Origin of the sequence: Kaistia soli DSM 19436 (assembly GCF_900129325.1) — a bacterium.
Classification (GTDB): Bacteria; Pseudomonadota; Alphaproteobacteria; order Rhizobiales; family Kaistiaceae; genus Kaistia; species Kaistia soli.
The window spans coordinates 55,602-82,075 of sequence record NZ_FQUP01000004.1 but is presented as its reverse complement, the minus strand read 5'-3'; the positions used below and the strand labels follow the sequence as shown (position 1 = coordinate 82,075).

Below are 26,474 nucleotides of genomic sequence, written 5' to 3'. Positions count from 1 at the left end.
CCGCTCAGAAGTCGTATTTGTCGACGTTCTCGGCCGTGAAGATCGCCGGCGGCCCAAGCAGCAGAATGCCGGTCGCGGCGTCGTAGGTCGCCGGGCTGGTCATGCCGGGAATGGTGTTGCTTGCCTCGAAAGCCTTGCCGTCGATCAGCTGCTTGCCGGCCCACACGGTCAGATAACCGAGCTGGCTAGGATCCCACAGCACGGTGAAGCCGAACGCACCGCTCTTCAGATAGGCGCGCGCCGTATTCGGGCTGCAATAGCCGGTAGCGGTGATCTGGCCGATCTTGCCGGCGGTTTCGATCGCCTGCGCGACGCCCGGGCAGGTGCTCGACGCGACGGCGATGAGGCCCTTCAGGTCCGGATTGGCAGCCATCAGGTCAGAGCTGACCTGCGCCGCGCGCTGCGCGGTGCTGCCGGCATATTGCGGCTCGAGCAGCTTGAGCTTCGGATATCTTGCTGCCGCCCGCTTCTGCATGAAGCCGATCCAGGCATTGAGGTTCGAGGCGGTCGCCTCGCCGGAGACGATACCGATCTTGGCATCCTCGCCGACCCGCTTGACCAGTTCGTCGATGATTGCGTCGCCGAGGCCTTCGTCTGTCGCCTGCGCGACATAGACGAGGCGGCCGCTGTCGGGCGCGTCGCTGTCACTGGTAAAGAGCTTGACGCCCTTGGCCTTTGCGGCCTCCGCGACCGGCGCGATGGCCGAAGCATCGAGGACACTGACGGCGAGCGCGTTGACGCCCTGGTCGATCAGGTTCTGAACGATCTGCAACTGGTCGACAGGGTTGCCGTCCACAGGGCCGGAATAGATGAAGTCGACGCCGAGGTCCGCCGCAGCCTTCTTGCCGCCGGCCTCCATGGCGTTGAAATAGGGGATGCCGACGATCTGCGGCACGAACGCCACCTTCGGCTTTTCCTGCGCAAAGGCCGCGCCCACGCCGATCGTGGCGATCGCCGCGGCCGTAGCGAATATCCTGACCATGTCCTTCATGTGATTTCCCTTTTCTGGATGTCGTTATCTGGTTTTCTCGAGCGCCCGGACATCCGCATGGGCACCCGTGATGAAGGCGACGATCTCCTCGGGCGTGGTCTGGTCGCGCAATCGCTCGGCGACCTTGCGACCGCGCCGGAACACAACCATGCGGTCGGCGACCTCGAAGACATCGGAGATGTTGTGGCTGATCAGCACGACCGCGCAGCCTCGGGTGGCGAGTCGGCGGGTGAGTTCGAGCACCTTGCGGGTTTCAGCGACCGCAAGCGCTGCCGTCGGCTCGTCCATGATCACCATCTTGGCATTCAGGTTGAGCGCCCGGCAGATGGCGACCGCCTGGCGCTGGCCGCCCGAAAGGCTGCCGACGGCGGCGGACGGATCGGAGATATGAGCGTCGAGTTCGACCAGCAGATCACCGACGCGCTTCTTCATCTCGGCGCGTTTCAGAAAGGGAACGCCGAACACCGAGCGCTTCATCTCGCGGCCAAGGAATACGTTCTCCGCGATCGACAGGTTCTCGGACAGCGCCAGTTCTTGGAAAATGGTCGCGATTCCGGCGGCGGCCGCATCCTTCGGTGAATTGAACGAGACCGGGTGACCTTCAACGAGAAGCTGGCCATCGCTCGGTGCATGCGCGCCGGCAAGTACCTTGATGAAAGTCGATTTCCCGGCGCCGTTGTCACCGAGCAGCGCGAGCACCTCACCGCGCCTTATCTCCAGATCGACATTGGACAGGGCAGTCAGCGCGCCGAAGCGCTTGGTGATGCCCTTGGCAAGGAGGAAAGGTTCGGTCAAGGCGATCAGCGCTCCCGTCCGTCCTGGGCATTGCGGTCATCGAGATCAAGTTCTCTGGCGACCCGCGTTGCATTCCGAGGTTCGAAATCCGCGGGCCGGGTTGCGGCACGCTTCCGTGCTGCGCCGACCGAGAAGGCCTTAGTGCTCATCCGGACGCGTCCCTTTCCCTGGTCTCGGCCGACAGGACCGGTCTCAACGGACCTTCGCCACAGCTTCCATCAGCCGCTCGACGCGGCGCGGATCGACCGGATTCCACCATTTCCCGTCAACCTTCAGCCACTGCCCGATGATCGCGCCATCGGCCGATCGGAACAGCGCCGGAACCTGCTCGGGCGACAGACCAGAGCCGACGATCACCGGCAGGTTGGTTCCGGACCGGACCTCGTCGACTTCGCGTGGCTCGGTCGGCGATCCCGTGCGCGTGCCGGTCGCTATCAGGACATCGGCATCAAACCACTCGGCATCCGTCGCCTGTTCGGCGATCGAGCGGTCGGCTGTGATCGCATGCGCGCCGAACTTCACATGCACATCGGCAAAGATGGCGACGTCCCTGGCGTGAATATGGGAGCGATAGCGCATCGCCTCGGGGGCCGGGCCGTTGAGGAACCCCTCATTGGCGACATAGGCGTTGACCCACTGATTGACGCGCACCCATCCAGCGCCGACCGCCTTGGCTACTGCCAAGGCAGCGAGCGCGCCATTGGCCACACAGGTGATGCCGATCGGCGTGTCGACGACCTCGCGCACCGCAAGGCAGGCCGCAGTCAGCCCGGCGACGGTTTCGTGACCGATCTGATCGGGGCGCGAGAACGGCATGTCGCTGGCGTTCTCGATGATGATGCCGTCGACGCCCCCTGCCGCCAGCGTCCTGGCGTCCGCCGCGGCAGCTGCATAGACCTCACGCACGGGCTGGCCGTCATAGCGCGGCGCACCCGGCAAAGGCTTGAGGTGGACGACACCGATGACCGGCTTCGAGACCGGAAACAGCGCCTTCAGCGCATCGGGCTTTTGCGGAAGAACCTGTGGAGCGGTCATGAAACGCCTTCGACGATCTGAAGCTGGGACAGGACCGCGGTGCGGTCGGGAAATGACATCTGGCCGCCGAGCCGACCGCAGGAGAGACTGGCGGCGACGACGGCGCGGCGCAGGTTCTCCTGCGGCGGCAGGCCGGCTGCCAGCCCGGCAACGAACCAGCCGGCAAGGCAATCACCAGCGCCGGTGGTGTCGATGACGGCGAGGCCCGATGGTGGCGCGACGGTGAAGATGGCGGCCGCCGAAGCGTAGCGCGCGCCCTCAGCGCCCATCGTGTGGACGACGCTTTTCGCGCCGGTCCGCAGCAGGATCTGCTCAAAGCCGTCGCCGATTGCGCGCGCCGAAAGGGCATTGACGAAGACGACGCTCGCGCCCGCGACCAGATGGGCGATCGTGTCGAAACCGTCCTTAAAGGTTGCGGGCTCGAGGTCGAGCGACCATGGCACGCCGGCTTCGCGGCAACGCTGGACCAGCCGCGGCGCGGCCGGCCCGTAAAGCGCGGTGTGCACATGGGCAACGTCGTCCAGCGACACCCGCTCGATCGCCTCGAGCGTCGGGAACAAGGTCGGGTTGGGATCGAGCATCAGCCGCTTTTCGCCATGCGGCTCGATCAGCACGACAACGCGGTAGACCGAGCTGTCGCCGTGCTCCACCTCGACCGCCAGGCCGGCCGCTCGAAGGCCGGCAAGCAGCACCTCGGACGCGGTGTCGTTGCCCAGCCTGACGCAGAGCCTGACGGCCGAGCCGCTGGCAGCGGCCGCCGCGGCCGCATTGGCGACCACGCCTCCGGGCCCTTCGACAGTGCGGTCGGCATGGACCTTCTCGTCCGGCTGCGGCACGTGTGAAACGGCCATCGTCAGATCGAGGCTCACGTCACCGACAAATAGGAGAGCTGACGCGGCCACGAGCGGTTTCCAGTTGGACCGAAGAATGATCAAACGTACGAACGTAATGACATTTGGTCAACCGGTCGGTTTCCTGCTCTGCACGATTTTTTTGCGATGGGGTCTCGTGCCCGAAATGAGTGCAGCCTGCATCAGCAACAGGCGTCTAGATGCCCGCTTCGGTCCCAGGAGATGATGGAAAATCTGTCATGACATTGGTACAGCGTGCGCATGGCTTGGAATGATTCGTCTCTGACTTCGGGGGGCGCGCCGCTGTGGCATCAGATCGCCGAGCGGCTGCGCAGCGCCATCATCGCCGGCCACTTCAAGCCGGGCGATCTTCTGCCGTCCGAGGCGGAGTTGAACCGCGTCTTCGGCGTCAGCCGCACGACCGCGCGCGGTTCGCTCGACACGCTGGAACGGGAAGGCCTGATTGTCCGCCGCTCCGGCGTCGGCTCCGTCGTCGTCGAGCCGATGGTCGAGCTGCCCGCCAATGTCATGGCGAGCTTTTCGGAGGACATGCGCCGCCGGGGCCATGCGCCCTCGTACCAGACGATCAGCGCAGGTCTCGCGGCGATACCCCTTGAAGTGCGCGATATCTTGCGTGCGCCAATGGCCAAGCAGGGCTTTCGGATTCATCGGCTGTTGCTGGCCGACGCTAAGCCCATCGCCGTGTCCATCTCGTGGATCGCACCGCACGTCCTTGCCGGCCACAAGCCACCCACCGTGCGCGAACTGGATGCGGGGTCGTTGTATCAGTGGTTGGAATCGGTCTGCGGCGTCCGCATCTTGTCCGGCCACGAGGTGATCGAGGCGCGCGTGCTCGACACGCAAACGGCTACAAGCCTTGGCGTGGACTCAGGCACCGCTGCCCTTGTTGTCTCGCGCCTGTCGGAAACCGCCGATCGCACGCCTGTCGAGTTTGCCCAGATGACCTATCGGGGCGATCGCTATCGCCTCAGGATAGATATCTAGCCCGAGTGCGGGGCGTTTTGCGCGAACGTTGAGCCTTTCATCGTCAAGGTTGCGACGATGGACTTCGACACGGTGCAGATCGAGATCGCGCGCGCTCGCGACTATTCCGCTTGATCCTGGGTAATCCCGGCTAATCCCGCTTGCTGCCACGTGGTCAAACCAAATGGCGCGTCATAGGACCCGACCAAAGATCAGCCACCTGCAAGCCCCGGAAACAACGGCGCTATTTGCCGTGGTCTCTGAAGTGGCGAAAATACTGGAAAAACAAGAAGTTAGTGGCGGTGGGTGCAGTCGGCTGCAAATCTGTCTCTGCCGATTTCTCTGTTATCAGGGAAAATACAGGGAAGATTTCGCCGATATCGGCCTCTTTCAAGCGTGACAACGCCGATAGCGACGCCAAATCAATGATTTGCGTTATCAGGTCGGCGCGCGAGAACAGGGAATTCTCGCGGAAAGAATAGGGAGTTGGCCGCGCTTAACAGGCCACTTCTGTTGCTGAATAGGTCATCAAGCAACGAGACTTCGATCTACCGGCGGCGCGGCTGGAGGTGCCTGATAACGGCGGACTTGATTGCGGCTCACGTTTTCCCAGCAGTTCGTCGGGTTGAGAAGGCTTGCAATTGATACGGTTAGCGTTGCGCCCTCGCACGGGCTCTGCGGCGACCGGAAGGGCTGCTTCCCTGCGCTATCCGCCAATGATATGCATTCGGGGCAAGTTCGCCGGCCAACGCCAGCATCTGGCTAGTGCGGCCTAGAAACGTCGAGTAAGTCCAAGTTGGTGATTGACTCGGATCGAGTTGGCAAGAAAATTGGTATCATCAATCAGCGTCTTCGATGTTCAGGCAGAGTTCCACTCATTGACCTGATCGAGGAAAGGCGGCGTCGAGATGATCTTCACCTTCGCCCCGCCCTCAAGAGGCCCGCTGCAGGCTACGTCAAAGGCGCAGCGTCGGGCCGGATATCGTGAAAACCTTCTGGATGGCGCCGCGAGGTTGCAGCGCGAGATTACCGACCGGGAGGATGGTCCGCCCGAACAGGAGGCGCGCCGCATCGCGGATCAGGTGATGGCGGCCCCGGATCGTCCGGTAGAGCCTGCACCAGCGGCTGATCGTCGTGTATCCTCAGAGCCCGGAAAGACCGACCGGCAGCATCGCGAGCATCAAGGGGTGCGCCTTTGCTGATTATGTGGAAAGCTTCCTGCCGCCAAAAAGCTATTCGCGATGTAACGCGACGCATCTGAAGCTGACGCTGGCTCGCTTCCCATAGCCGGTCTTCGAGCCTCCTCCTAAGCTGTGCCAAGCAGTCGAGGCACCGGCGGCCGCTTCATTGCGCGAGGGTATTCCCGCCCGCTAAAGCCCCCCGCTCGGTTCTTGCCAAGAGGGCGTGTTGCGCAGCGGTGCTGGACTGACGAGGCTCAGCATCTGTAGCACCTCCCGCGGAGCGGGCTTGCGCCAGACGGTCTGGAAGGATTCCACGACGTTCTCGGCGGTGACGGCAAGGCCGGGCAGCGCCACCCAATCCGGCGTCAGGCGTCCGAGAAGGGCGCTGACGGTAACAGACGCTGCCGTCTCGCCCTGGCGAAACGGCTGCTGGGCGGCGATCGCGACCAGCGAGTTGTTTGCGGCAAGGGCAATCGCGGCGTCCTGGCCGAGATCGACCGTCACCATCGGAATTCTCCGACCGAGCGTGGACAGCACACCGGCGGAGGCGATCGACGGCGTATCCCAAACGACGAAGAGCCCGGCGATGTCGTGGTGATCTTCGAAGAGGCTGCGCGTGGCTCGGGCGGCATCGGCGAGCGAGGGGAATCGCCGGACCTGCAGCCGCACATCCGGGCGGTTGATGCGCATCCACTTCACGAAGGCGATCTCGCGCTCGTTGGTCGCGAAGAAATCCGCTTCGTAACCGAGGACCCCGACCTCGCTGCCCTCGGGAACATGGGGGGACAGGCATTCGGCGGCGATCTTGCCGAGACCGAAATTGTCGGCCGAGACGAGCGAGATGTAGTCCTTGCCGGGTAGGAGGCCGGTCGGCACATTGTCGAGCAGCACCAGCTTGATGCCGGCCGCCGCGACACGCGCATGGGCGGCCGCGACCTTGGCATTGGCGACGGGGAGCGAGAGGATCGCGTCCGGAGCCTCGGCGATCAGCCGGTCGAGCGCCTCGATCTGCACCTCTGGCGTGAAGGCGCAGTCGACGACATCGATCACCGCGACGCCGCAATCGCCGAGCATGCCAATCACGCCGGAGAGCTGCTGCTTGGCCCAGTCGCTCGCCAGCGTGTGGAGGACGATGGCAACGCGAAAGCCGCGCGCCCGCGCTCGCGCCATGTCCTCCGGCAGAAGTAGGACCCGTTCGGGAGCCGACGCCCGCTCTCCGTGCGGACCGAGACCAGAAATCGCCATGTCCTTCCTCCTCACGCGTCCGGCGGCCGGACCGTGCTCTCCTCCGCAAGTCTCTTCCGCGCGATGTCGTCCTTGATCCGCTGGAAGAGCGGATGTGCCTGCGGCCTGCCGGCCATGATCCAGTCTCTCAGGATGGCCGGTGAGAACACGCCCTCGATGGCGACGATCGCCGCCCCAACGAGGCCGGCCGAACTGCCCATCTGCGAGCGGACGACTTGCAGGTCCCGGCTTACCAATGGGTGGCAGGCGCCGTAGATCGCCTCACGCGCGGAGGCGAGCAGGATGTCGTTCGTCTGCGCGATAGAGCCGGAAAGCACGATGAGGGCAGGATTGAGCATGTTCGCGAGGGTCGCGACCACCTGACCGATCAGCCTGCCGCTCTGAGAGAGGATCTCGATCGCGGCGGCGTCGCCGATCTGAGCCGCCTGCGCCACTTCGAGCGCCGTGATTTCGCCCCCGCGGCGGATATGCTCGGCGAGGATCGGGCTCGCTCCACGCTCGGCCGCGCTTCTGCCCTCCTGGGCGATACGGTCCGAGCCGGCCATGGCTTCGAGCGTGCCGCCGCCTCCAGGTCCCGACACCGGCACCGAGCCGATAAGCCCTACTGCACCCTGCGCCCCGCGAAAGAGCGCGCCGTCGCTGCCGAGGCCTGCACCGATGCGCTTGCCGACCTTGACGAACAGGATGGTCCGATGGCCGCTTCCCGCCCCGGCATGCAGCTCGCCCATCGTCATCGTCTCGACGCTGGAGCGAAGCCAGACCGGTGCCTCGAACGCCTCGACCAGTGTTTCGACGAGAGGAAAGTTCTCCCAGCCGGGCAGTACCGTGGGTGTGGTGCCAAGGAAGACCGCTTCGCCGCCATCCGGCACGGCACCGGGCAACGAGATCGAGATGCCGTAAAGCGGCGGGTTGCCCTGGCGTTCGAGAATCCAGCGAAACAGCGTGGTGAGCCGCTCGGCTAGGGATGACACCGGCTGGGTGAGCTCGCTTGCCTCGTGATGCTCCATCAGCAGGGCGCCGCCGAGATCGGCAATCCCGACGCCGAGCGCCGTCTGGTCCAGCGTCGCGACAAGGATCTTGCCGCGATCCGCACTGAACCTAACGAGGCGCGGGGCCCGGCCGCCAGCCGCCGCGCCGAGTTCGCTTTCATTGAGTAGGCCGAGTTCACAGAGCGTGCCGAGCCGATCCGCCACGACCGCGCGCCCAAGCTCGCTATACCGCTCTATTTCCTGGCGGGTAGTCGCCTGCCCGGAGCGGACCAGATTGAGGATTTGGACGAGGCTTGGTGAGGCTGTCTCGGAGACGCGCGGGCGGCCTTTCCGGCGCGGAGAGGAAGCGGCTTCCGCAAGGGCCGGCGTCGACATGTCTCGTCCTCTCTGCGGCGTCGCGATCGCTCCCTTCATAAGACCGACCGTTCGGTCTGGCAACGCCACACTTATGCATTAAATCTGCAAAAGATATGCACGATAGGACGTTAAATTGTTGACATCGATTTTTTATCGCCTTAAGCCAGCGTCATGGAAGGCGGCAAGCACTGGGAGGAGATGCCGATGTCGAGCTTAAAGCTCGCCTATCATGCGAATTGCTGGGGGAATCTCGGTGGGGACGCCGTCGGCGTCACGTCAATCACCAACCTCGCCTATCGCACCTTCGGCGACATGCGTCGGGCCTTTGCCGATATCGCGGCGGCCGGCTACGAGGGCGTCGAGCTCTTCGACGGCAACCTTCTCGACTTCAGCGCCGACGAGATGAGTGCTCTCCTCGCCGATAACGGGCTGACGCTCGTAGCGACCTATGCCGGCGCAAATTTCATCTTTGACGACATCCTGCCGGAAGAGCTGGCCCGCATTATCCGCGCGGCCGATCGGGCTGCCGAACTCGGCGCCCCCCATCTCGTTGTCGGCGGCGGCGCCAAGCGCTTCGACGGCATCCGTGAGGCAGACTATCCGCGGCTTGCAGCGGCGCTCGACCGGGTCAAGGAAATCGCCGAGGACCGCGGGCTCACCGCTCACTATCACCCGCATTTGTCGACCATCGTCGAGGGGCCGGCGGAAGTCAGCAGGATCTTCGGGCTGACCGGCATCGACTTCTGCCCTGATACCGCGCATCTCGCCGCGGCCGGCGGCGATCCGGCCGCGCTGATCCGCGAGCATGCAGCGCGCATTTCCTATGTGCATCTGAAGGGCTTCCAGAAGGAGCCTTTCGCGTTCACCCCCCTCGACCGAGGCGATATCTCGACAGACGCGATCATCGCGGCGCTTCGCGAAATCGGGTTCGACGGCTGGGTGTGCACGGAGCTCGATTCCTGGGCCGACCCGCTGGAGGGCGCGAAGGCCAGCAGGAGCTATCTCGAATCGGCCTGAGGGCCGCGAACGGGGCCAAGCCCCACTTCCGGGAGGACTTAGTGATGATTTCCAGACGAACCCTGCTGGGCTCGGCCGCCGCGCTGACGCTCGCTCTCGCCTATGCCGGGCCGGCGCTGGCCGATCCGGACCAGGCGCTCGCCGACCTGCAGAAGACGGTCCTTTCCAAGGGCCCTTCGGGCGAGGCTCCCTCGCCGGCGTCGAGCGTCATGCTAACCCCCGACGAACTCGCCAAGATCAAGGGCATGAACGCTACCGCCGCGATCGTCATGCATTACGGCGGCAATGACTGGTCGCGCGCACAGATCAACGGCCTACAAAAGCAGTTCGCCGACATGGGTATCAAAGTGCTCGCGGTGACCGATGCCGGCTTCAAGCCGGAGAAGCAGGTCGCCGACCTCGAGACGATCATGGCCCAGAAGCCGAACGTCATCGTGTCGATCCCGACCGATCCGACGGCGACGGCCGCAGCCTACAAGGCAGCGGCGGCAGCCGGAACCAAGCTCGTCTTCATGGACAACGTCCCGACCGGTTTCGTGGCCGGCAAGGACTATGTGTCCGTGGTCTCGGCCGACAACTACGGCAACGGTGTCGCCTCCGCGCATCTGATGGCCAAGGCGCTTGGCGGAAAGGGCGACATCGGCGTGGTCTTCCATGCTGCCGACTTCTTCGTCACGAAGCAGCGCTACGACGCCTTCAAGGCGACAATCGCCGCTGACTATCCGGACATCAAGATCGTCGCCGAGCAGGGCATCGGCGGCCCCGATTTCTCGGGCGACGCCGAGAAGGCCGCTTCGGCCATCCTGACCTCCAACCCGAACGTAAAAGGCATCTGGGCGGTCTGGGACGTGCCCGCCGAGGGCGTGATCTCGGCGGCGCGCAACGCTGGCCGTGACGATCTCGTCATCACCACGATCGACCTTGGCGAGAATGTCGCAATCTCGATGGCGCAGAACGGCTTCGTGAAGGGCCTCGGCGCGCAGCGTCCCTATGACGCCGGCGTCGTGGAGGCAAAGCTCGCCGGCTACGCTCTGCTCGGCAAGGACGCTCCGGCCTTTGTGGCGCTGCCGGCTCTGCCGGTCACGCGAGACACGCTGCTCGAAGGCTGGAAGGCGGTCTATTCGACCGACGCGACCGACAACGTCAAGAAGAGCCTCGGCCAGTAAGGCCCAAGCGCACGGGGCGCCGCAATGCGCCCCGTGCAGCATCGAACGGTGCGACCTGCGCCTGCCTCCAGCCAGAGCGGCGGACGGCTGCCGCTTGCCAAAGCCGCTCTCTTTCAGGAGAAAACCGATGACCAAAGTGATGAACGTCGCCATGATCGGCGGCGGGTTCATGGGCAAGGCGCATGCCATGGCCTATGCCTCGATGCCGATGTTCTTCTGGCCGGCTCCGGCCATTCCCCACCGCAAGGTCGTGGTCGAGGTGACCGACGGTGCGGCCGAGGAAGCGCGCCGCCGCTATGGCTTCGAGGAAGCATCATCGGACTGGCGCGCCGTCGTCGCCCGGCCTGATATCGATGTCGTCGACATCTGCACGCCCAACAATGTCCATGCGGAAATTGCCATCGCCGCGGCCAAGGCCGGCAAGCACATCATCTGCGAGAAGCCGCTTGCGCGCACTGTCGAGGAGGCCCGGGCGATGGTCGAGGCGGTCAAGGCCGCCGGCGTCATCCACATGGTCGCTTTCAACTACCGGCGCACGCCTGCCGTGGCGCTTGCCAAGAAGTTTATCGAGGAAGGCCGGATTGGCCGCATCCTGAACTTCCGCGGCACCTATCTGCAGGACTGGTCGGCCGATCCCGACTCGCCGCTCTCCTGGCGCTTCCAGAAGAAGATTGCCGGGTCCGGCTCCGTCGGCGACATCGGGACGCATGTTGTCGATCTCGCGCATTATCTCGTCGGGCCGATCGCTGAGGTGATCGCCATGACCCCGATCTACAACAAGACCCGTCCGCTGCAGCTAGGCGGCGTCGACAAGCTGGGTGCCGCCGAGAAGTCGGCAGATGCCGAGCGGGGCGAGGTCGATGTGGACGACGAGCTCGTCTCGATGCTGCGCTTCAAGGACGGCGCGATCGGCAGCCTCGAGGCAACGCGCAACGCTTATGGCCGCAACAACTTCATCACGCTGGAAATCCACGGCACCAGGGGCTCGATCCACTTCAACTATGAGCGCCGCGACGAACTTCAGGTGATGTTCGCCGATGATCCGGCCGATGCGCGCGGATTCCGCACGATCTATACCGGCCCGGCGCATCCCTATGGTTCCGGATTGTGGCCGATCCCCGGTCTCGGCATCGGCTACTCCGAAACCAAGATCGTCGAGTGCTATGACTTCTTCTCAGCAATCGCGAAGAAGCAGCAGCCGAGCCCGAACTTCAATGACGGCCTGCTGACGGAACTCGTCGCCGACGCCTTCATCCGCTCGGGCCAAAGCGGCGTTTGGGAGAAGGTTGGATGATCCCTAATGCCGCTGCTGTCCGCATGACCGGCATTTCAAAGGCCTTCGGGGGCGTTCGCGCCCTTGACGACGTCAGCCTCGAAATCCTCCCCGGCGAGGTTCATGCGCTGCTGGGCGGCAACGGCGCAGGCAAGTCGACAATCCTCAAGATCCTGAACGGGGTTCATCGCCCCGATCAGGGCACGATCGAGGTCGGCGGCGTGCCGCTCACGACGCATACGCCGGAGGCCTCCCGAGCCGCCGGCATTGCCATGAACTATCAGGAAATGAGCCTGGTCCCGACCTTGACCGTGGCCCAGAACATCTTCCTGACGCGCGAATGGCGCGACGGCATCGGCTTCATTGACGATAACGAGGCCGAGCGTCGCGCCGCGGAGATCTTCGCGATGCTCGAGGTCTTCGTCGACCCGAAGGCGATCGTCGCTGATCTCGGCGCCGGGCAGAAGCAGCTGACCGAAATCGCCAAGGCGATCTCGCAGGATGCAAAGGTGCTGGTGCTCGACGAGCCTTCGACGGCGCTCGCCGTTTCCGACGTGGAGCGGCTGTTCGTCTTTCTGCGCAAGTTGAAGGCGAAGGGCATCGCGGTCATCTATGTCAGCCATCGCATGGACGAGATCGCCCGCATCGCCGATCGCGCGACGATCTTGCGGGATGGCCGCCATGTCATCACGGCGCCGCTCGCCGAACTGCCGATCGATACGATGATCGAGCATATCGTCGGCAAGCGCTCGATGGGGCTTTCCGATGTCGCGCGGATCCAGGCGACCAAGGGCGAGGTGCTGCTCGAACTGAAGGATGTCAGCGGCGCCCATAAGCCCGAGCACATCTCGCTGACCTTGCATCGCGGCGAAGTGCTTGGTCTTGCCGGTCTGCTCGGTTCGGGCCGTTCATCGCTGGCGCGCGCAGTGGCCGGCATCGATCCCATTGCCAGCGGCGAGATCCGCATCAAGGGTCGTGCCGTCGCCATCCGCAAGCCGAGCGACGCGATCGCGGCCGGCGTCGCGCTGGTACCGGAAGCGCGGGCGACGCAGGGCATCATTCCCGCCCACTCGGTCGCCTCCAACATGATCCTCGCCGTCATCGGCCGCCTGTCGAAGGCTGGCTTCGTCGACACCAAGGCGGCCAACAGCCTCACCGACACGCAGATCGATCGACTCAAGGTGAAGACGGCCAGCCGCGATCATGCAGTCGCTACGCTCTCTGGCGGCAATCAGCAGAAAGTCGTGATCGGCAAGTGGCTCGCCACCGACCCTGAAATTCTCATTCTCGACGAGCCGACGGCCGGCATCGATATCGGCTCCAAATCCGAGATCATCCGCCTCGTGCGTGAGCTCGCAGCATCCGGGAAGGCGATCATCATGATCTCCTCCGAGCTGTCGGAACTGTTGACCGCCTGCGACCGCATCCTCGTGATGGCGGATGGGCGCATCCATCAGGATCTGCCACGCGAGGCGCTGGACGATCCGGAGGTCTCCGCCGATGACCTCGCCCACCGCCTCCAGGCGGCCGAGCAGCGGCTGCAGATCGAAATCCAGAAGGCCCTCGCGGTTCAGGAGATTTAAATGGCTAGCGCCTTCTTCGCCAACTGGCGGCAGAACATCATCTATATCGGCTTCCTGGTGATCTTCGTCGTCTTCGCGGCGACGCTGGCCGACAAGGGGTTCCTCAACCCCAACAATCTGCTCAACATCGTACGCCAGACGGCGATGATCGCCGTGATGGCGATCGCCATGACGTTCGTGCTCTCTGCCGGCGAGATCGACCTGTCGGTCGGCGCCGTCGCCGGCCTCAGCACCGTCACCGTCGCCATGGCGATCGCCGTCGGCGGTCCGGTCGTCGGCGTGATCGCCGGCCTCGCCACGGGCCTTGCGGTCGGCATGTTCAACGGCTGGCTCACCACCCGCGTAGGCATTCCCTCCTTCCTCACCACGCTTGCGATGATGGGGATTGCAAAAGGCGTCGCAATGTGGATTTCCGCGACGGCGGCCGTGCCGATCCTCTCCCCCGGCTATTCCTGGCTGTTCGGCGGCGGCAATGTCGGGCCGGTGCCCGTCCTGCTGCTGTGGATGGTTATCCTCGGCGCGATCGGCCACATCGTGCTGCGCCGCACCGGCTTTGGCCGGAGGGTCCTCGCGACCGGCGGCGGCGAGACGGCCGCCCGTTATTCGGGCATCGATACCAAGGCGATCAAGTTCAAGGTGCTGGTCATCTCATCCTCTGCCGCGGCGCTCGCCGGAATGCTCTATGCCGGCCGCCTGCAATCCGGCCGCTTCCAGCTCGGCGAGGGCGACGAACTCTCGGTGATCGCGGCGGCGGTGCTCGGCGGCACCAGCCTCTTCGGCGGCCGCGGCACGGTGATCGGGACCATCGTCGGCGCACTGATGATCGGCCTCATCAACAACGGCCTGATCCTCATGGGCCTCGAATTCAGCCAGCAGCTGATCGCCCGGGGCGCCATCATCATCCTCGCCGTTGCCCTCAGCCAGAAGAGGACTTGAGATGCCCGTCACTGTCATCGGTACGCTCAAGGCCCGCCCCGAGCGGCGCGAGGACCTGTATAACGTCCTCGCCGCGATCGTGGCGCCGACGCGGGCAGAGCCTGGCTGCATCAACTATGACTTCCATGTCGATGCCGCGGACCCGTGCGTTTTCATCTTCTATGAGAACTGGCGCAGCGACCTCGATCTTGAGGCGCATATGAAGATGCCGCATCTGCAGCCCCTCTTGACGCAGGTCGACAACCTGCTGGCCGGCCCGGTCGATGTCCGCAGACTGACGATGATCAGCGATCTGGCCTGAGGGGCGTGCGCCCTGAAGACTAGGTGGTCGTACGCAAGGGCGGGCTTGAGTCCTTCCACACATTCAACCGCTTCCTCTATGTCGAGTAGCTGATTATTTGAGAAGTGGGCGGGCCTCAGGGCCCGCCTTTTCAATGGCAGGCATCGCTGGTGCGTCGAGTGACGATAGACATCTCGCGTCGCCCGGCGGCCGTTGTACTTCGTTGAGTGCTCGAAGCGCGATTGCTCGGCGACGGGCTTCATGCGCCATTCATTGCATCGTTGAGATGGCTTGCCGACGGGCCTTTCATCATACTGGGGCGTAGCAAAACCGTTACAGCACGCTCACTGTGATGAATGCGATCCCCTAGATGGTCTCCGCTCGCTCAACACGCCGAACCTCGGTCGGTATCCCGGAAGGCCCTTACGAGGCCCCCGAGGCGATCCACATCGACGCGAGGTCCAACCTCGAGGCTCAGCAGGTCGCTGACTTCGTCGATCGCGTTCACACTCAGAGCCGCCTTCGCTTGCTCGTTGACGAAGACGTTCGGGCAATCGGCCTCGTCCTCGAACTCCTTCGCAATCATTTTGCCGGGCGATTGACGACCCCGACCTCGCTTGCCCGTGCGTCAGGCCTCACACACGGTACAGCGATCCGCACAATCGGCGAACTGCTGCTGCACGGCCTCATTGTGCGACGTCCTCGTACGGAGACGGGACGATCCTTCTCACTGCACCCCTCTACTGAACTCCTTGCGAGATGGTACGGCCTGGCGAAGGAGATGCGAGCCATCGCCGGCAATCTTGCGGCTGGAAGGCCCTCACGCGCCAGCGCGGGGATGGAGAGTACCGAAGCGCTGATCCCGCCGCTCGCCGTGCTCGACGCCAAGCTTAATCTACCGCGGGGCCTGCGCGTGCTCGTGCATGCTGACCCGACCTTCATGGCCATGAATGCCCTCAAGCGGCAATTCGAGCTGATCCTCGGCGTCGAGATCCAATCCCGTGCGCTCTCGATCGACAGGCTCCGCAAGGCGATTGTAGCAAACGGATCGCAGCGGGTTTCCGACTACGACGTCCTCGCCTGCGACCTGCCGTGGTTCGGCGAGATGGCCGGCAGCGGTCTCCTGTTGCCACTCGACGAACTCGTTGCCGAGGGCGGCATAGATATCGGCGACTTCGTGCCAGATGCCGTTGCGAGTGCCCGCTGGAATGCCGTCCAGTATGGACTTCCGGTGATGTCGACTGCCGAGATGCTGGTCTATCGCACCGATCTGCTCACTGAGGCGGGCGTGGCTCCGCCGCGGACCCTTGCCGAATTGCTGGTCGCGGCGCGCATCCTGCACAGGCCCGACCGCGGCGTCTATGGCATCGCCTGGAACGGGGGGCGTGGCACGGCGCTTGGCCATACCTTCATGACAATCATGGCCGCCCATGGTTGTCCAATAGTCGAACTTCCGAAAACGGCCGACGGTTACGACGGCGAGGCGGGGGCAATGATGCCGCTCCGTCCCGCATTTCTGTCGGCAGAAGCGCGCGATACGGCGGAGTTCTTGCGGGCGCTGATGCCGCTGTCGCCGCCCGAGATCCTATCGATGGCCTGGTATGACCGCGCGCGGGCGTTCGCGTCCGGTCGGTCCGCGATGGCCTACTCGCACACGCTGCTCGCCCATCTCTACGAGCGCGACCAGGAATCGCCCGCCTTCGGCCGGACGGGACATCTGCCGCATCCGCGCGGGCCGAACGGGCGGCACATTGCGCCGCTCGGCGGCTATGCCCTTGCGATACCGGCGAATATCGCGCCCGAGCGTATCCCTGCAGCGTGGCAAGCGCTTTCTTTGTTGACTTCGGCCGGCGCCGCGAAGCTCTACATCCTCAATGGCAGCCTTGCCAGTCCGCGATTCTCTGTCAATCGCGATCCAGACGTTGCGGCGATCTCGCCAGTCATCGGTGTCGTCGACCAGATGGCGCGACAGCGCGTGCTTCGCATGTGGCCACGGCCGCCTATCCGCGGCATCTCGCAGGTGATCCAGATCGCCGGCGAGGAGATCCATGACATGCTGCTCGGGCTCAAATCGCCCGCCACAGCTCTCACGGACGCGCAGCGCCGGGCTGAATCCATAGTCACGCCAGCGGCATTCTGAAGACGGTCCAATCTGGACATCTTTGCCAGACCGGCATGGCGTGCGCTGTGGGATATTCCGCGAGCGACGAAAGCGACATCGAACCGACGATGGCGGTGCGACAAGCCTCTTCCAGGCTGGTTCGGCATGGCCATTCAGGGACGAGCAAGGAGAACGACGTGAAGCTCGCCTTCAATACGTGGGTCTATTCAAGCTTTCCGGTCTGGGTACCGGCCTATCCGCTCGACGAGACGATCCGCCGGATCGCGGCGATCGGGTATGACGGCATCGAGATCGGAGCCGCAGCGCCTCATGCCTATCCGGACCATCTGTCGGCGGAGCGGCGCCGGGAAATTCGCTCGGTCCTTGAGAGTTCCGGCATAGCGCTCGCCTCCATGCTCCCGGCGCCTGGCGGCGGTCCTGGCTTCAATGTGGCCTCGCCCATTGCCGAGGAGCGTGCCGACGCCATTCGTCAATACAAGAAGGTGACGGAGCTCTGCGCCGAATGGGGCGGCAAGACCGTGCTCTATGTCGCCGGCTGGCAGATCTTCGGCACTACTCGAGAGGATGCCTTTGCCTTCAGTCGCGATGCCCTCGCCGAGATTGCCGACCACGCCGCGACACTCAGTGTCACTATGGCGATCGAGCCGACCTCGGCGGACAGCAACCTGATCGATAGCTGCGACGATGTCATCGCGCTGATGCGGGCAGTCGACAAGCCGAATATCGGCGCGATGTTCGACACCTATCACACGCTTTACCGTAACGAGGTGCCGACGGATTACGTGCATCGCCTCGGCAAGGATCTGGTGCACCTGCACCTCGCCGACGTGAATCGCGATCCGCCGCAGCACGGACCGGTCGACTATGCCGGCCTCGTCGCCGCGCTGAAGGCGAACGACTTTGCCGGCTATCTCACCATGGAAATCGGCTTCAACCGCCGCGGGGTCGACCCCGACCAATTCGCCCGGCGTGCCTACGACTACATCAAGCCGATGCTCTGAGCCTTGATCCGCCGCGGCCGGAAGAGCGCGGCGCGTCAGAAAACTACACCAAGGGGAGGAACCCGCCATGAACAAACTTCTCAAAACGCGTCTCGTCGCCTCGACCATGCTGGTCGCGAGCATCGTTCCGGCCGGCGCCGAAACCGTCGTCACGCAATGGGACCAGTTCGCTACCTCTGGCATAACGGCCGCCGGGCCCGCCATGGATGAACTCATCGCCGCCTGCGAGAAGACGCTGCCGGGCACCAAGATCCTGCGCACCGTCGTGCCGTCGATCGGAATCCGCGAGAGCTACCGCCTCGCGGTCTCCGCCGACAAGACACCGGACCTTGCCTATACCTGGCCGGCGGCTTCGGTGCTCGCTGGCTATGCCCGGACCGGCAAGGTGGCGCCGCTCGACGCCTACTACGCGAAGTACAAGTGGGACGGCATCAACGACTTCTATCGCGGCCGCAACTCCTACAAGGGCAAGCTCTATGGCGTTCCCATGGAGCAGGACCTGATGGGCGTCTACTATAACCGCGATCTCTTCAAGAAGCTCGGGCTTGAAGTTCCCAAGACCTATGCCGAGTTCCAGGCCGTGGCCTCCAAGGTCAAGGAAGCCGGCTATGTGCCGATCGCCTTCGGCAATCGCGACCGCTGGCCGGCGACCAACACGCTGAGCCTCATCCTCGGTCTCACCGCCGGCCGTGACGGCGAGGAGAAGGTGCTGTTCGGCGATGCGAGCTGGAACCAACCCGCCTTCAAACAGGCGGCCGAAACGCTGGCCAGTTGGGCGAAGGATGGCTATTTCCCCCGTGGTTTCAACGGCATCGGCTATGATGAAGCCAATGCACTGTTCCTCGGCGGCCGGGCGGCCATGACCGTAACCGGATCCTGGGTGCTGCAGGATATGGCCCGCGGCGCCAAGTTCGATCTTGGCGTGTTCATGCTGCCGCCGATCGCTGATGGGATTCCTGCCGGCACGATGTGGGGCGAGGGCTCGCAGTGGCAGATCGCTGCAAGCGCGCCGGATGCGACGAAGGACGCCGCAGCCGCCTATGTCGACTGCCTGATTTCGCCGGAGCATCGGCAGGTCTGGGTCGAGAAGGGCTTCCTGGTGCCGATCGGGACCAAGGCCGAGGATCTCTCTGGCTGGAACACGCTGCCAGCCGTGAAGGAGTTCTACGCCGAAGGTCTCAAGACGCCCGACACGAACTTCTACGACCTGCACACCACGCTGCCGGAAAGCGTCACACAGGTGCTCTATCCCGAACTGCAACGGCTCATCGGCGGCAATGCGACGCCCGACGAATTCCTGACCGCGATGCAGCAGTCGTGGAGCAAGGCCGTCGCCAACGGCGAGCGTTGGCAGCCCTAGGGCGCGCCGAACGACGCGACGCCGGAGAGGCGGTTTAGCTGCCGGCGTCGCGCCTCCACCATCCAAAGGGATTGATCGATGACAAGCCAACGGACGGCGATCCTGTTCGTGTTGCCGGCACTCGTGCTTTATCTGGCCTTTGTCGGCCTTCCGATCCTGCAGGTCGCGGCCTACAGCCTGTTCACCTGGGACAACGGCACCGTCACCGGCTTTGCCGGCCTTGCCAACTTTGCGAGGCTGATCGATGACCAGGTGTTCTGGACGGCACTCGGCCATAACGGCATCTGGGTCGTGCTGACGCTGGCCTTCCCGCTCATGATCGGCCTGCTCCTCGCCTCGATCCTCGCCGAATGCTCGCCGCGCACCATCCGCGTGCTCGGCGCGATCTATTTCCTGCCGCGGACAATTCCGCTGGTGGTGGCCGGCATCATCTGGGGCTGGATCTACAATCCGATGTTCGGGCTCGCCAACTGGGCGCTCGACCTCGTCGGTCTCGGCGTCCTCGGCGGCGCCTGGCTCGCCGAGCCGTCCACGGCGCTCTATGCGCTCAACGTGGTCGGCGCATGGACCTTCTTCGGCTTCTGCGTGCTGATCTATCTCGCCGCGATCCAGGCGATCGATCCTTCGCTTTACGAGGCCGCCCAGCTCGATGGCGCCTCGTGGATCAAGCGCTTCCGCTTCGTGACGGTGCCCCTGTTGAAGCCGACGACGCTCTTCCTTGGTCTCTATGCCGCGATTGAGGCGATGCGCTTTTTCGATCTGGTCTGGGTTACCACCCAAGGCGGGCCCGGCTACGACACCGAGGTGCTGACCACACATATCTACAAGACATTCTTCCTGGTCGGCGACTTCGGCTATGCCGCAACGCTCTCCGTCGTCCTGCTCGCGATCGTGCTCACGGTCAGCGGCGTCTCCTATCGCCTCCTGAGGTCCGCATGAACGCCACCCTGCTTGCGGCCCCGTCCGCTTCGCAAACCGCCGGCCGGCGCAGTGTTATCGGCGCCTATCCCGCCGGGCGCCTCGCGCGCCATCTCATCCTAGTACTGTTCGCGCTCTACGCGCTCGCGCCTGTCTATCTGGTGCTGCTCGCCTCGGTGCGCAGCGAGGCGGATCTGTTCTCCGGTCCGCTCAGCCTTCCGTGGCCGATCGACTTCTCGAACTATGCACGGACCTGGAACGAGAGCGGTTTCGCCCATTACTTCCTGAACAGCCTGATCATCAGCACCGGCTCGACAATTCTTGTGCTTCTGACCGCGCCGCTCGCCGGCTATGCCTTCGCCAAGCTCGATCTGCCGCGCAAGGAATTGCTGTTCGGCCTGTTTCTCGCCGGTCTCGTCGTTCCGGCCCCGTCCGTCATCGTCGCGCTCTATGGCAATCTGCAGAAGCTCGGTCTGCTCGATACGCGGCTCGGCGTGATCCTGCCCCAGGCGGCGCTGCTGCTGCCCTTCTCCGTGTTCATGATGCGGACTGTCATGCAGGACGTGCCGAAGGAGCTGATCGAGGCGGCCGTGGTCGACGGGGCTTCGCCGCTCGCCACCTATTTCCGCGTCGTGCTGCCCGTGGTTAGGCCCGGGCTGATGTCGCTGGCTCTCATCGCCTTCCTCTTCTCCTGGCAGGAATACCTGCTGCCGCTCGTCGTCATCCAGACCGACGATCTCAAGCCGCTGACGGTCGGCGCCGCCACGCTGCAGGGCCGCTACGGCGTCGACTATGGCGGCATTGCCGCCGCCGGCACGATCGCCTTCGGCCCGCTCGTCGTCCTTTTCCTCGTCATGCAGCGCTCCTTCGTTCGTGGCCTGACGGCCGGTGCGGTGAAGTGAGCGTCTCACAAGAAAGGTCCAGCTCATGAAAGCCGTCTATCTTCCGGGTAACCGCAAGGTCGAGATCCGCTCGGTCGCGATCCCAGTGCCCGGTCCCGACGAGGTGCTGCTCGAGGTCAAGGCATCCTGCATCTGCCGAAGCGATCTCAGCCTCTATTATGGCAATGCCGTCGTCGGCGGCGACGCGGCAGGCGGCTGCATCACCGGCCACGAACCCGCCGGCGTCGTCGTCGAGACGGGCGTGGCGGTGAAGAACTTCAAGCCGGGCGATCGGGTCGCGGTCTATCTCGCGGTTGGCTGCGGCGTCTGCGCACGCTGCCGGCAAGGCAATTTTCATCTCTGCCCGACCTGGAAGTGCCTCGGCTTCACCAAGGACGGCGGCAACGCCGAATATCTCGCCGTGCCCGAGCGCAACCTTCTGCGAATCCCGGCCTCGATGTCCTACGTGGCGGCGGCGATCTCGACCGACGCCTTCGGCACGCTCTACAGCGCCTGCCGCAAGCTCGGCCTTTCCGGCGCGACCAGCGTCGGCATCTGGGGCCTCGGTCCGATGGGGTCGGCGGGCATCCTCGCCGCCAAGGCTCTCGGCGCGCGGGTGGTGGCGCTGGACCCGATCGCCGAACGGCGGCATTTCGCGGACGAGCTCGGCGCAGACCTGACGCTGGATCCGACGGATACTGGTGCGGCCGCGGCGATCGCCGCCTTCTCCGGCGGGGAAGGGCTGTCGGCGGCGATCGATTGCTCGGGCAACGGTGCGGCGCAGAATATGGCCCTCGACAGCCTCGCCCCGCTCGGCCGGGCCGCTTTTGTGGGCGAGAGTCGGGAAACAACAATTCGCCCAAGCGAGCAACTGATCCGCAAGCAAATCTCGCTGATCGGCTCCTGGTATTTCGGCATCAGCGAATATGAGGAGATCATCCGGACGATCGAGACCCACAAGATCGACCTCGAGCGCCTGGCGACCCACCGCTTCGCGATCGACGAGGCAGAGACGGCTTTCCGCCTGTTCGACGAGCGCAAGACAGAGAAGGCGGTCTTCGTCTTCTAGGCGAAAATAGCTTTGCGAATTACCAGGTTGAAGGCGGCGACACGAGCTTCACCGCTTAAGCGGTGAAACTATTCCTTCACGGCACCGGCCAGGATCCCCTCGACCAACTGCTTCTGGACCCGCAGCAGAATCGGCACCAGCGGCAGCAAGATCAGCATGCCCCCTGCGGCGATGAGGTCATAGGGAATGGTGTTCGCATCGGCACGGATCGGAATTTCGAACAGCCGAACCGTGAGGAGGCGGGTACTCGGCGTGATCGTCAGCGTGAAGGCGAACAGGAACTCGTTCCAGCCGGCGATGAACAACAGCAGGAACGTCACGGCGACGCCCGGCAGCGCGATCGGCACGATGATGCGGAAGAAGATGTCGAGCAGCGAGCCGCCGTCGATCGCCGCCGCCTCGTCGAGTTCCTTGGGGATTGCCTTGAAATAGGAAAACAAGGTCAGGAAAGCGACCGGGATACCTTCGGCCATGAAGACGAGGATCAGGCCGAGATGCGTGTCAAGCAGCCGCAGATCCTTGTAGGCGAGGAAGATGGGGCCGAGCGTGACCATCGCCGGGATCGCCATCGAGCCGACGACCGTCGCATACAGCAGCGACTTGCCCGTGAAAGCCATGCGCGAAAAGCCGTAGGCGGCGATGCCGCCCAGCATGGTGGCGCCGAACGCCGCGAGACCAGCCACGAGGACCGTATTGCCGAGCGTCCGCCAGTAGCTCCAGGCCTTGATCACGAACGGATAGGCCTGCAGCGTCGGATTATGCGGCCAGAGCGTGGCCGGAAGCCGATAGGCCTCGCCAGATGATTTGAGCGAGGTCACCAGCATGAAATAAACTGGAAACGCCAGGAAAAGGAGGACCAGGACCAGGAGCGCCATGAGGAGGATGCGCTGCGGGTGCAGTAGTGGAAGGGTGCGTGCGGCCATGATTGTTACCGGGATGATGCCTTATACATGCGCCAGGCGAAGAAGCCCCCGATGAGGGCCGTCAACAGCAGCAGCAGCACATTGATTGCCGAGCCGTAGCCGTAGCGCAGCTCCTGGAAGAAACGCTGATAGGCGTAATAGGCGAGGTTCTGCGTCGCGGTGCCTGGCCCGCCGCGCGTCAAGCCGCCGATCTGCTCGAAGGTCTGGACCTCGCCCATGCCGCGGAACATCAGCACGAGGAAGATCGTCGGCCGCAGCATCGGCACCGTGATGGCTCTGAACCGCTGCCATGCATTGGCGCCGTCCACCTCAGCGGCCTCATAGACATCCTTCGGGAGCGCGGCGAGCGCAGCCATGAAGATGAGGGCGACCCATGAGACGTTCTTCCAGACGGTGACGAGAACGACCGAGCCGCGCGCCGTATTGGCGCTGGAAAGCCAGCGGATCGGGCTGCTGATCACGCCGAGGTCGCGGAGGATCTGGTTGAGAATGCCGCCATCCTCATAGAACATGATCTTCCAGACGGTAGCGGCCAAGAGCGGCGCCATCACCCAGGGCAGCAGCATGATGAAATTGCTGATCCACCTGGCGCGCAGCTGGCGCATCAACAGCATGGCGATCGCCAGTCCGAGAGCGGTCTCGAGCGCGACGCTCGTCACGGTATAAAACAGCGTGAAGCCGAACGAGCCGATAAGGGTCTTGTCCGACAGCATCGCCGCGTAGTTGGCGAGCCCTATGAAACGTCCCGGCGCCATTAACGACTTGTCGGTGAAGCTCAGCCAGAAAGTCTGAAGCGCTGGCACCAGCGTAAAGGCGAGGCGCAGAAGGATAGCCGGCAAGACAAGGCAATAGGCAACGGCGTTGACGCCGGTGAGCGCGTCGCCAAGGCGTTCGGCTGCCGAGCGAGATCGCGCGCGATCCACGATTTGGGAACTCATCGGGCTGCTTCTATCTCTCAGAGATGGATATCCCGGCAGCGACGGCCGCCGGGATCGTGAAGGCGTTGCCGTGTCGGCCGCCAATCCCTCAGCCGCGGATCGCCTGGTATTCTTCGATCGCCCAGGCCTGCGTTGCAGCGGGATCCTTCTCGCCCGAAAGGATATAGCTGCCGATCTTGTCGAACATGTTCCACAGCTGGGTAACCTGGGGGCTCGATACGATCGGCTCGCGGAACCTTGCACCGCGGATCTGATCTTCCCAACCGGAACCGATCGTCAGCTGCGGCAGCTTGGCGACGATATCGGGGTCAGTGAACATCGAGCGATAGGGTGGCGCAGCGCTCTGGGCCAGCGAAACCTGCTTGATGATGGCGGGCGAAGACAGCCAGGCGAGGACCTCCTTCGAAGCATCCTTTTTCTGGCTGAACTTCGAGAGCAGCCAGCCCCAGCCATGCACCAGGCCGATATCCGAAGCGGGACCCTTCGGCCAGCGCGACATGCCGATATTCTCCAGCGTGACCTTGGTCTGGTCGGCCCTGAGGATGTTGGCGAGGCCACCATCATAGGTCCACCACATCGCGGCCTTGCCAGCGGCGGCGAGCGCCTCAACTGCCGGATTGTCCTCGCTGATCGCCGAGGGCGGGGTGATCTTGCTCGTCTGAACCCAGTCATACATGAACTGCAGCGCCTGCAGCGTCGCCGGGTCCTGAAGGGTCTTCAGATCGGCGCCCGCCTGATTGAGCATCAGCAGGACGGTGTTGAAGGCGTGGCCCTGGCCGCCGAGCGGGCGCCAGCCCCAGATGCCATCATCGGCTTTGGTCACCGACTGGCCGACCGAAACCAGCTCGTCCCAAGTCTTGGGGGCGTTCGGAACGAGCGATTTATTATAGAAGAACGGCTCCAGCCCCATCGTGAAGAAGATGCGGTAGACGCCGCCGACAGCGTTGTTGAGGACTGTGATGTTCTCGACGATATCGCCGGAATTCTTCGTCCAGGCGTCGGTGCCACTCAGATCCTCGGCCCAACCATTCATCCCCCAGAGACCGCCGATCAGATCATCGGCGAACAGCACGTCGATGCCGTCATAGCCGGTCTGGCCCCACAGCGTGATCTTGGCCATCACATCCGACCATGCAGCCGGCAGGACGTCATAGTTGATCTTGACGCCGACCTCCTTCTCGGCCCTGGCAAAGATGTCCATGAGAGCGGGAGCGTTCCACCCGATCATGTTGATCTCACTGGCGCCTTGGGCGCGCACATACGGCGCACTGAGAGTCACGGCCGCTCCGGCCAGGGCCGTCGACTTCATAAAGCTTCTGCGGCTCATGTGTGAAATAGGCATGGTCTCCTCCCTTATGGTCTCTTGTCGGCGAAAAAAACGATTAACTCTTCAGGCGGTTGGCGTCGCCAATGGTTCCGTTCAGATGCTGAAATCCGGAATCTCGACTGCGGCGCCGTCCTGCATGGCCGATTCGTGCGCGGCGATGCCGGGTGCGGTCCAGTTCGCGGCCGTGACGACATCGATCGCCGGACTACGGCCTTCGACCGTCGAGCGCACAAACTCATGGACAAGATGGGGATGGGATCCGGAGTGGCCCCCGCCCTGAACGAATGACAGATGCTTGCCATCGGAAAAGACCGACCGCTTGGTGAACGGAGCGATCTCGGACGGCAGCAGATCCTGCCGGTCCGGCGGCGTAACGATTTCATGGTGGATCTTGCGCCCGCGGCTGAAGGCAGCGTGGGGCATCGAGAAGATCAGCGGATCTTCTTCCTCGATCTGCTGCCACTCAAAGCCCAACTTGTCGCCATAGATCGAGAAAGCCTCGCTATAGGGGCGGACGGTCTGGAACAGCGATCGCGTGACCTCGACGGCGACGGGACTGTTCGCGAGGCGGAAGATAGCCGTTTCGACGGGGAAAGGATTGCCGTAGCGCTTCTGGCGCTCCTCGGGCAGGCGGCCGGATCCGAAGCAATGCACCTTGGTCACTCGTTCGCCAAGCAGCTTGAGAACCGGCGCGATGGCATGCGTCATGTAGTGATGTGGCGGCAAACCCATCCAATAGTCCGGCCACCCCTCCATGTCCTGCATGTGCGAGCCACGCGCAAAGGAGATGGTGCCAAAATCGCCGCGCAGATAGTGGTCTTCGACCATCAGAAATTCGCGGGTATAGGCGGCCGTCTCCATCATCATGTAGTTTTTACCGGATTTGCGCTGCGCCGAGATGATCCGCCGGATATCGGCGAAGCTCGTGGCCATCGGGACGGTACAGGCGCAGTGTTTTCCGGCTTCAAGGACGCGGATGGCCTGTTCAGCATGAAGGGGGATCGGCGTCACCAGATGGACGGCGTCGACGTCCGGATCCGCCAGGACGGCGTCGAGCCCCGGATAGCTCCGCTCGATACCAAACCGGGCGCCGGCCGCTGCCAATTTTTCTGCGTTGCTGTCGCTGAGTGCCACCCACTCGACATCGGGGTGAGCATTGTAGATCGGAGCGAACTCTGCCCCGAATCCGACTCCGACGAGCGCAATCCTTAGCTTGCGCTTTGCCTCAGACATCGGCCTTCCTCCTTGTATT

Annotated in this window: 24 protein-coding genes; 14 read left to right on the top strand and 10 right to left on the bottom strand. The window is 63.9% G+C overall.

Annotated elements, in window-relative coordinates; translation table 11 throughout:
* Window positions 1-4: 4 nt before the first annotated feature.
* From BUB39_RS17160 to BUB39_RS17145, 4 genes are all read right to left on the bottom strand, one after another.
* On the bottom strand, window positions 5-991 hold the full coding sequence (locus BUB39_RS17160; protein WP_210187098.1) for an autoinducer 2 ABC transporter substrate-binding protein: 987 nt from the start codon (window positions 989-991) through the stop codon (window positions 5-7).
* 24 nt (window positions 992-1,015) lie between these two features.
* Window positions 1,016-1,786, bottom strand: coding sequence for an ATP-binding cassette domain-containing protein (locus BUB39_RS17155; RefSeq protein WP_073055849.1), 771 nt, complete (start codon window positions 1,784-1,786; stop codon window positions 1,016-1,018).
* Between the two features lie 192 nt (window positions 1,787-1,978).
* Window positions 1,979-2,821, bottom strand: a complete 843-nt coding sequence (locus tag BUB39_RS17150) for a BtpA/SgcQ family protein (protein WP_073055847.1) — start codon at window positions 2,819-2,821, stop codon at window positions 1,979-1,981.
* Window positions 2,818-3,723, bottom strand: coding sequence for a carbohydrate kinase family protein (locus BUB39_RS17145; RefSeq protein WP_073055845.1), 906 nt, complete (start codon window positions 3,721-3,723; stop codon window positions 2,818-2,820). Before BUB39_RS17145 ends, BUB39_RS17150 begins: the two co-directional genes overlap by 4 nt.
* Window positions 3,724-3,933: 210 nt before the next feature.
* Here BUB39_RS17145 and BUB39_RS17140 point away from each other — a divergent pair, with 210 nt between their 5' ends.
* Together BUB39_RS17140 and BUB39_RS25255 are read left to right on the top strand one after the other, a co-directional pair.
* Window positions 3,934-4,677, top strand: coding sequence for a GntR family transcriptional regulator (locus tag BUB39_RS17140; RefSeq protein WP_073055842.1), 744 nt, complete (start codon window positions 3,934-3,936; stop codon window positions 4,675-4,677).
* A gap of 887 nt (window positions 4,678-5,564) precedes the next feature.
* Window positions 5,565-5,858, top strand: a complete 294-nt coding sequence (locus BUB39_RS25255) for a hypothetical protein (protein ID WP_139251522.1) — start codon at window positions 5,565-5,567, stop codon at window positions 5,856-5,858.
* Window positions 5,859-6,026: 168 nt separating this feature from the next.
* On the opposite strand, the gene BUB39_RS17135 is transcribed toward BUB39_RS25255, so the two are convergent.
* Together BUB39_RS17135 and BUB39_RS17130 are read right to left on the bottom strand one after the other, a co-directional pair.
* Window positions 6,027-7,082 (bottom strand): substrate-binding domain-containing protein, encoded by a 1,056-nt coding sequence (locus BUB39_RS17135; RefSeq protein WP_073055840.1) that lies wholly within the window; start codon window positions 7,080-7,082, stop codon window positions 6,027-6,029.
* Between the two features lie 11 nt (window positions 7,083-7,093).
* Complete coding sequence (locus tag BUB39_RS17130) at window positions 7,094-8,446, bottom strand: ROK family protein (RefSeq protein ID WP_073055837.1); 1,353 nt, start codon at window positions 8,444-8,446, stop codon at window positions 7,094-7,096.
* A 186-nt stretch (window positions 8,447-8,632) separates the two neighbouring features.
* On the opposite strand from BUB39_RS17130, the gene BUB39_RS17125 reads away from it, so the two are divergent.
* The 12 genes from BUB39_RS17125 (at window position 8,633) to BUB39_RS17070 (ending at window position 22,034) form a co-directional block, all read left to right on the top strand.
* Entirely contained in the window at window positions 8,633-9,445 is an 813-nt protein-coding gene (locus tag BUB39_RS17125) for a sugar phosphate isomerase/epimerase family protein (RefSeq protein ID WP_073056807.1), read from the top strand.
* Between the two features lie 44 nt (window positions 9,446-9,489).
* Window positions 9,490-10,611, top strand: a complete 1,122-nt coding sequence (locus BUB39_RS17120) for a substrate-binding domain-containing protein (RefSeq protein ID WP_084527559.1) — start codon at window positions 9,490-9,492, stop codon at window positions 10,609-10,611.
* 127 nt (window positions 10,612-10,738) lie between these two features.
* Window positions 10,739-11,905, top strand: coding sequence for a levoglucosan dehydrogenase (locus tag BUB39_RS17115; RefSeq protein ID WP_073055833.1), 1,167 nt, complete (start codon window positions 10,739-10,741; stop codon window positions 11,903-11,905).
* Window positions 11,902-13,467, top strand: a complete 1,566-nt coding sequence (locus tag BUB39_RS17110) for a sugar ABC transporter ATP-binding protein (RefSeq protein WP_073055830.1) — start codon at window positions 11,902-11,904, stop codon at window positions 13,465-13,467. The genes BUB39_RS17115 and BUB39_RS17110 overlap by 4 nt, the downstream gene beginning before the upstream one ends.
* Window positions 13,468-14,403 (top strand): ABC transporter permease, encoded by a 936-nt coding sequence (locus BUB39_RS17105; RefSeq protein ID WP_073055828.1) that lies wholly within the window; start codon window positions 13,468-13,470, stop codon window positions 14,401-14,403.
* A 1-nt stretch (window position 14,404) separates the two neighbouring features.
* On the top strand, window positions 14,405-14,704 hold the full coding sequence (locus BUB39_RS17100) for a putative quinol monooxygenase (RefSeq protein WP_073055826.1): 300 nt from the start codon (window positions 14,405-14,407) through the stop codon (window positions 14,702-14,704).
* Window positions 14,705-15,521: 817 nt separating this feature from the next.
* On the top strand, window positions 15,522-16,823 hold the full coding sequence (locus tag BUB39_RS17095; protein ID WP_210187097.1) for an extracellular solute-binding protein: 1,302 nt from the start codon (window positions 15,522-15,524) through the stop codon (window positions 16,821-16,823).
* Between the two features lie 158 nt (window positions 16,824-16,981).
* Window positions 16,982-17,806, top strand: coding sequence for a sugar phosphate isomerase/epimerase family protein (locus BUB39_RS17090; RefSeq protein WP_073056804.1), 825 nt, complete (start codon window positions 16,982-16,984; stop codon window positions 17,804-17,806).
* 67 nt (window positions 17,807-17,873) lie between these two features.
* Entirely contained in the window at window positions 17,874-19,166 is a 1,293-nt protein-coding gene (locus tag BUB39_RS17085) for an ABC transporter substrate-binding protein (protein WP_073055822.1), read from the top strand.
* Between the two features lie 78 nt (window positions 19,167-19,244).
* Window positions 19,245-20,105 (top strand): carbohydrate ABC transporter permease, encoded by an 861-nt coding sequence (locus BUB39_RS17080; protein ID WP_073055820.1) that lies wholly within the window; start codon window positions 19,245-19,247, stop codon window positions 20,103-20,105.
* Entirely contained in the window at window positions 20,102-20,986 is an 885-nt protein-coding gene (locus BUB39_RS17075; RefSeq protein WP_073055817.1) for a carbohydrate ABC transporter permease, read from the top strand. Before BUB39_RS17080 ends, BUB39_RS17075 begins: the two co-directional genes overlap by 4 nt.
* Before the next feature lie 25 nt (window positions 20,987-21,011).
* Complete coding sequence (locus BUB39_RS17070; RefSeq protein WP_073055815.1) at window positions 21,012-22,034, top strand: zinc-binding dehydrogenase; 1,023 nt, start codon at window positions 21,012-21,014, stop codon at window positions 22,032-22,034.
* A gap of 68 nt (window positions 22,035-22,102) precedes the next feature.
* Here BUB39_RS17070 and BUB39_RS17065 read toward each other — a convergent pair whose 3' ends face one another.
* The 4 genes from BUB39_RS17065 to BUB39_RS17050 form a co-directional block, all read right to left on the bottom strand.
* The gene (locus BUB39_RS17065; protein WP_084527557.1) at window positions 22,103-22,957 is read right to left on the bottom strand and encodes a carbohydrate ABC transporter permease; all 855 of its coding nucleotides are present in this window, start codon (window positions 22,955-22,957) and stop codon (window positions 22,103-22,105) included.
* Between the two features lie 5 nt (window positions 22,958-22,962).
* A complete protein-coding gene (locus BUB39_RS17060) occupies window positions 22,963-23,895 on the bottom strand; it encodes a carbohydrate ABC transporter permease (RefSeq protein WP_073055811.1) in 933 nt (310 codons plus the stop codon).
* An 88-nt stretch (window positions 23,896-23,983) separates the two neighbouring features.
* Complete coding sequence (locus BUB39_RS17055) at window positions 23,984-25,222, bottom strand: substrate-binding domain-containing protein (RefSeq protein ID WP_280174676.1); 1,239 nt, start codon at window positions 25,220-25,222, stop codon at window positions 23,984-23,986.
* A 93-nt stretch (window positions 25,223-25,315) separates the two neighbouring features.
* A complete protein-coding gene (locus BUB39_RS17050; protein WP_073055807.1) occupies window positions 25,316-26,455 on the bottom strand; it encodes a Gfo/Idh/MocA family protein in 1,140 nt (379 codons plus the stop codon).
* Window positions 26,456-26,474: the final 19 nt, after the last annotated feature.

What these genes read in the sequence shown, in the direction of transcription:
- BUB39_RS25255 (WP_139251522.1), top strand. Translation starts at nt 5,565, where the DNA reads ATGATCTTCACCTTCGCCCCGCCCTCAAGAGGCCCGCTGCAGGCTACG.
- BUB39_RS17085 (WP_073055822.1), top strand. Translation starts at nt 17,874, where the DNA reads ATGAACAAACTTCTCAAAACGCGTCTCGTCGCCTCGACCATGCTGGTC.
- BUB39_RS17100 (WP_073055826.1), top strand. Translation starts at nt 14,405, where the DNA reads ATGCCCGTCACTGTCATCGGTACGCTCAAGGCCCGCCCCGAGCGGCGC.
- BUB39_RS17115 (WP_073055833.1), top strand. Translation starts at nt 10,739, where the DNA reads ATGACCAAAGTGATGAACGTCGCCATGATCGGCGGCGGGTTCATGGGC.
- BUB39_RS17060 (WP_073055811.1), bottom strand. Translation starts at nt 23,895, where the DNA reads ATGAGTTCCCAAATCGTGGATCGCGCGCGATCTCGCTCGGCAGCCGAA.
- BUB39_RS17065 (WP_084527557.1), bottom strand. Translation starts at nt 22,957, where the DNA reads ATGGCCGCACGCACCCTTCCACTACTGCACCCGCAGCGCATCCTCCTC.
- BUB39_RS17070 (WP_073055815.1), top strand. Translation starts at nt 21,012, where the DNA reads ATGAAAGCCGTCTATCTTCCGGGTAACCGCAAGGTCGAGATCCGCTCG.
- BUB39_RS17055 (WP_280174676.1), bottom strand. Translation starts at nt 25,222, where the DNA reads ATGAGCCGCAGAAGCTTTATGAAGTCGACGGCCCTGGCCGGAGCGGCC.
- BUB39_RS17135 (WP_073055840.1), bottom strand. Translation starts at nt 7,082, where the DNA reads ATGGCGATTTCTGGTCTCGGTCCGCACGGAGAGCGGGCGTCGGCTCCC.
- BUB39_RS17140 (WP_073055842.1), top strand. Translation starts at nt 3,934, where the DNA reads ATGGCTTGGAATGATTCGTCTCTGACTTCGGGGGGCGCGCCGCTGTGG.
- BUB39_RS17160 (WP_210187098.1), bottom strand. Translation starts at nt 991, where the DNA reads ATGAAGGACATGGTCAGGATATTCGCTACGGCCGCGGCGATCGCCACG.
- BUB39_RS17125 (WP_073056807.1), top strand. Translation starts at nt 8,633, where the DNA reads ATGTCGAGCTTAAAGCTCGCCTATCATGCGAATTGCTGGGGGAATCTC.
- BUB39_RS17080 (WP_073055820.1), top strand. Translation starts at nt 19,245, where the DNA reads ATGACAAGCCAACGGACGGCGATCCTGTTCGTGTTGCCGGCACTCGTG.
- BUB39_RS17075 (WP_073055817.1), top strand. Translation starts at nt 20,102, where the DNA reads ATGAACGCCACCCTGCTTGCGGCCCCGTCCGCTTCGCAAACCGCCGGC.
- BUB39_RS17110 (WP_073055830.1), top strand. Translation starts at nt 11,902, where the DNA reads ATGATCCCTAATGCCGCTGCTGTCCGCATGACCGGCATTTCAAAGGCC.
- BUB39_RS17130 (WP_073055837.1), bottom strand. Translation starts at nt 8,446, where the DNA reads ATGTCGACGCCGGCCCTTGCGGAAGCCGCTTCCTCTCCGCGCCGGAAA.
- BUB39_RS17095 (WP_210187097.1), top strand. Translation starts at nt 15,522, where the DNA reads ATGGAGAGTACCGAAGCGCTGATCCCGCCGCTCGCCGTGCTCGACGCC.
- BUB39_RS17105 (WP_073055828.1), top strand. Translation starts at nt 13,468, where the DNA reads ATGGCTAGCGCCTTCTTCGCCAACTGGCGGCAGAACATCATCTATATC.
- BUB39_RS17120 (WP_084527559.1), top strand. Translation starts at nt 9,490, where the DNA reads ATGATTTCCAGACGAACCCTGCTGGGCTCGGCCGCCGCGCTGACGCTC.
- BUB39_RS17050 (WP_073055807.1), bottom strand. Translation starts at nt 26,455, where the DNA reads ATGTCTGAGGCAAAGCGCAAGCTAAGGATTGCGCTCGTCGGAGTCGGA.
- BUB39_RS17150 (WP_073055847.1), bottom strand. Translation starts at nt 2,821, where the DNA reads ATGACCGCTCCACAGGTTCTTCCGCAAAAGCCCGATGCGCTGAAGGCG.